At 47.9% G+C, this 3,011-nt stretch carries 3 protein-coding genes and 3 pseudogenes; 2 read left to right on the top strand and 4 right to left on the bottom strand.

Annotated features, from left to right (window positions below; genetic code table 11):
* Positions 1 to 127: 127 nt before the first annotated feature.
* Positions 128 to 292: pseudogene (locus ACTBDZ_RS16540) on the bottom strand (pectate lyase); the annotation flags it as partial.
* Positions 293 to 450: 158 nt separating this feature from the next.
* Entirely contained in the window at positions 451 to 633 is a 183-nt protein-coding gene (locus tag ACTBDZ_RS16535) for a hypothetical protein (RefSeq protein ID WP_438816108.1), read from the bottom strand.
* 694 nt (positions 634 to 1,327) lie between these two features.
* On the opposite strand from ACTBDZ_RS16535, the gene ACTBDZ_RS16530 reads away from it, so the two are divergent.
* Positions 1,328 to 1,660 carry a cupin domain-containing protein gene (locus ACTBDZ_RS16530; protein ID WP_195313327.1) on the top strand — a complete coding sequence of 111 codons (333 nt, stop codon included), beginning with the start codon at positions 1,328 to 1,330 and terminating at the stop codon, positions 1,658 to 1,660.
* Between the two features lie 68 nt (positions 1,661 to 1,728).
* Here ACTBDZ_RS16530 and hxpB read toward each other — a convergent pair whose 3' ends face one another.
* The gene (hxpB, locus tag ACTBDZ_RS16525; protein WP_438816107.1) at positions 1,729 to 2,400 is read right to left on the bottom strand and encodes a hexitol phosphatase HxpB; all 672 of its coding nucleotides are present in this window, start codon (positions 2,398 to 2,400) and stop codon (positions 1,729 to 1,731) included.
* A 269-nt stretch (positions 2,401 to 2,669) separates the two neighbouring features.
* Between hxpB and ACTBDZ_RS16520 the strand changes: the two are divergent.
* Positions 2,670 to 2,885: pseudogene (locus tag ACTBDZ_RS16520) on the top strand (YniB family protein); the annotation flags it as partial.
* 54 nt (positions 2,886 to 2,939) lie between these two features.
* On the opposite strand, the pseudogene ACTBDZ_RS16515 reads toward ACTBDZ_RS16520, so the two are convergent.
* Positions 2,940 to 3,011, bottom strand: a pseudogene (locus ACTBDZ_RS16515) (surface-adhesin E family protein); the annotation flags it as partial.

Below are 3,011 nucleotides of genomic sequence, written 5' to 3'. Positions count from 1 at the left end.
CAAGGTTACGGATGGTAACGTGGGGAGTACTCATGCTGATTGGTCTGCAAAAAGCAGTAATAAATTCAGAACTTCAGAATACCGTCAAGTCCCGAAAAAAGAAAAATCAGGTGCGGAATGACGGATCGACATAATGTTTTAAGAAATAGTCGGTGTAATCCGTTGCCTGCTGTTCATAACGGGCATCACCGGTAATAACGCTCATGGCGCTTAATGTTCTCAACCAGTTTTGTTGGCTGGCGAAATTCGCGATAGGAGCATCATGCCCATCCGGGAATTTCCACACTACGGGGGCTTTGTTGAATAAATAGATTTTATGCTGGCAGCCAAGTGAAACGACGGATCCTCGCAACGCAAAATCATGCAGTTAGGCCTCATGAGAAAACTGTACACCTAAGATGACAAGCATTTTCTACCAAAACTGGCATAGAAAAACAGCATGATTACCTATTATTCAACAAAGCCCACTACGGGTTCTTGCGTGGTGATATCGAAGCCGTCTGCTCGCAGAGGCGAAGGATTTTTATGACTTTGGGCGGCCTGCGATACGCGAGCGATATGGCTATCCAAGGCGGCTAACCATTCGTTGAGTGTCGTTTCAGGGCTGGTGCGTAACGTCGTAAAAATACTCATCGAGAACCTTCTTATCGAACTGCGTTGCAGTTCCTTATAAATAGAAACACTGTTTCGATTTATTATATTGCGCTATTTGCACACTCGTCATGCACGCAATCTCGAAAGTGGGATCAAAGTTGGAACGTTGTTTTTATTTTTTTAAGAAGGCGGTTTTAGCAAGGTATGTGCCTTCTTGTTTTAATTAACTAATTGAAATATATATTAAAAAAACGCATTGTTGGAACGTGTCGCGTTATCTGTTAAAAAAATGTTTGAGCTTGTCAGCGTGCTATCGGCCAGAATTGCTACCGTATTGCTTTCATTGGTGAAACCAGAGAAGTGTAGTAAAGAACCGGGATGCTGCTAGCCAGGTCTGCTTGCTGCTACTGGTTCTTGGTACGCTACTTTGCGCTTACCCACTGTCGGGAGAAGGAAAGCGCCGGGCAAAACTGATCAGGCTGCGTGGCAGTGACAACCTGGCCTGTTCCGGTGCGCGCCCGGCGCTTCCATGTTTGGAGAAGCATTAAGCTGATGGTATAGCAATTCAATAAAAGTGAAATATTGTTTTATTTATTTCTTGAAGGTCGTCATGCTTTTACACCTTTTCAGTTTCGTTCGTAACGAATGTTACTAGAATGGCGCAATCCGTATGCTGTGCCTACCCGCATCCCGTTGGGAATTAGGCCATAACAATGAATAGGAAGGAGTGACCATGAAACGCTACTTTATTGATGATGAAACCCCGTGGGAAGAACTGGGCGGCGGTATTAAACGCAAAATCATGACCTGGACTGACAACCTGATGATGGTGTTGGTGCATTTTGATAAAGGCGCTATCGGCACGCCGCATAAGCACGATATCCACGATCAGATCGCCTACGTTGCTGCGGGCAGCTTTGAAGTGGTGATTGAAGGAGAAAAACACATTCTGAAAACGGGCGATGCCTATCTGGCTGTTAAGAATGAAATGCACGGTGTGGTGTCATTGGAAGATGGCAGCATCCTGATTGATACCTTCAATCCTAAACGCGCCGATTTCCTCTAAGCGCTGCCGCTTTAACGCGTTGTACACCGGCCAGACGCTTGGCCGGTTTATGCGCTCTGTCAGTCCCGTCAGTTTCCTGTCAAATCTTCCAGCGTTAACACTTGCAGTGAATTCAACTTTTTATCAGCCAGTACCCAACGCGGATCCTGAGCATGCGCATTGCTTGGTACCACGATGGAGCGCATACGCGCGGCTTTGGTGGCAATCATGCCATTGACAGAATCTTCCAGTGTGACGCAGCGTAGCGGTGAAATATCCAGCGCCTGCGCCGCGTTTAAATAGACCTGTGGGTGAGGTTTACTGAAAGGCAGTGATTCCGCAGAGGCCAGCGTATCGAAATAGTGTGTCAGGCCAAAGGTGTGCAATACGTGTTGCAACATAAACAGCGGAGAGGCGGATGCCAGTCCAATGCGAAAACCCTGTTCACGACACAACTGTAAGGAGTGCTCCACGCCGGGCAAGAGCGGGCGGCTTTCATCCACCAGTTCAAGGGTGCGGGCGATAATACGCTTGACCACCTCACTGCGGCTGGGGGTTTTCCAGGGGGCATACTGATACCACAGGTCAACCACCAGATCGATACGCAAGCCTAACAAGTCGGGCAGGGTATCGCGCACAGAGGTATCCACCCCTAATGCCGCAATCACTTCTACCTCAGCTTGCTCCCATAAAGGTTCTGAATCGATCAGCAAGCCGTCCATATCAAACAAGGCGGCACGAGGCGTGTTGGCTACAGACATTTACGTCTCCTGTCAGGTAATAAGAGGCCATTTGGCTGAGTTGGCCGCTTCTGGGCCGTTCATTTCAGCTGTGTCACTGACAGGCTACCACAGTTTTCAGTGTCATGGGACGTCGTGTAAGGGGGCCTGCACTGCCTATCAACGGTAATTATGGTTATAATGCAATGGGATATGCCAGCTGCTTCTGTTTCGGTGTTGCCTGCCCACTACCTCGGCGTCGATCGTGCCGGGTGAAGGCTATTTTATCGCGTCATTTATAAGGGGAACTCATGACGTACCAACAGGCGGGTCTTATTGCAATTATAAAACGCATTACAGGATGGATCCTTTTTATCCCTGCTCTGCTATCAACCTGCATTTCGCTGGCTAACTATGTCTATCAATATACGCAAAAAAAGCAGGGCATTGATGCGGTACTTCTGGACTTCCTGCACCTGATGATCGACATGACGCGTTTTAACACGCCGTTTCTTAACCTTTTTTGGGGCTTTGTTGAATAAATCAGAACTTGTAACGACTGTGCCCCATCGGGTCGATTGTTACGTGATGCGAATACTGTTCGGCATTCCTAATAGCGTGATCCGGTTAAGCGCTTTGACCATCGCCATGGC

Origin of the sequence: Symbiopectobacterium sp., assembly GCF_051710365.1 — a bacterium.
In the GTDB taxonomy this organism is placed as follows: domain Bacteria; phylum Pseudomonadota; class Gammaproteobacteria; order Enterobacterales; family Enterobacteriaceae; genus Symbiopectobacterium.
This window is presented reverse-complemented; position numbering and strand designations above follow the sequence as displayed.

What these genes read in the sequence shown, in the direction of transcription:
- ACTBDZ_RS16535 (WP_438816108.1), bottom strand. Translation starts at nt 633, where the DNA reads ATGAGTATTTTTACGACGTTACGCACCAGCCCTGAAACGACACTCAAC.
- ACTBDZ_RS16530 (WP_195313327.1), top strand. Translation starts at nt 1,328, where the DNA reads ATGAAACGCTACTTTATTGATGATGAAACCCCGTGGGAAGAACTGGGC.
- hxpB (WP_438816107.1), bottom strand. Translation starts at nt 2,400, where the DNA reads ATGTCTGTAGCCAACACGCCTCGTGCCGCCTTGTTTGATATGGACGGC.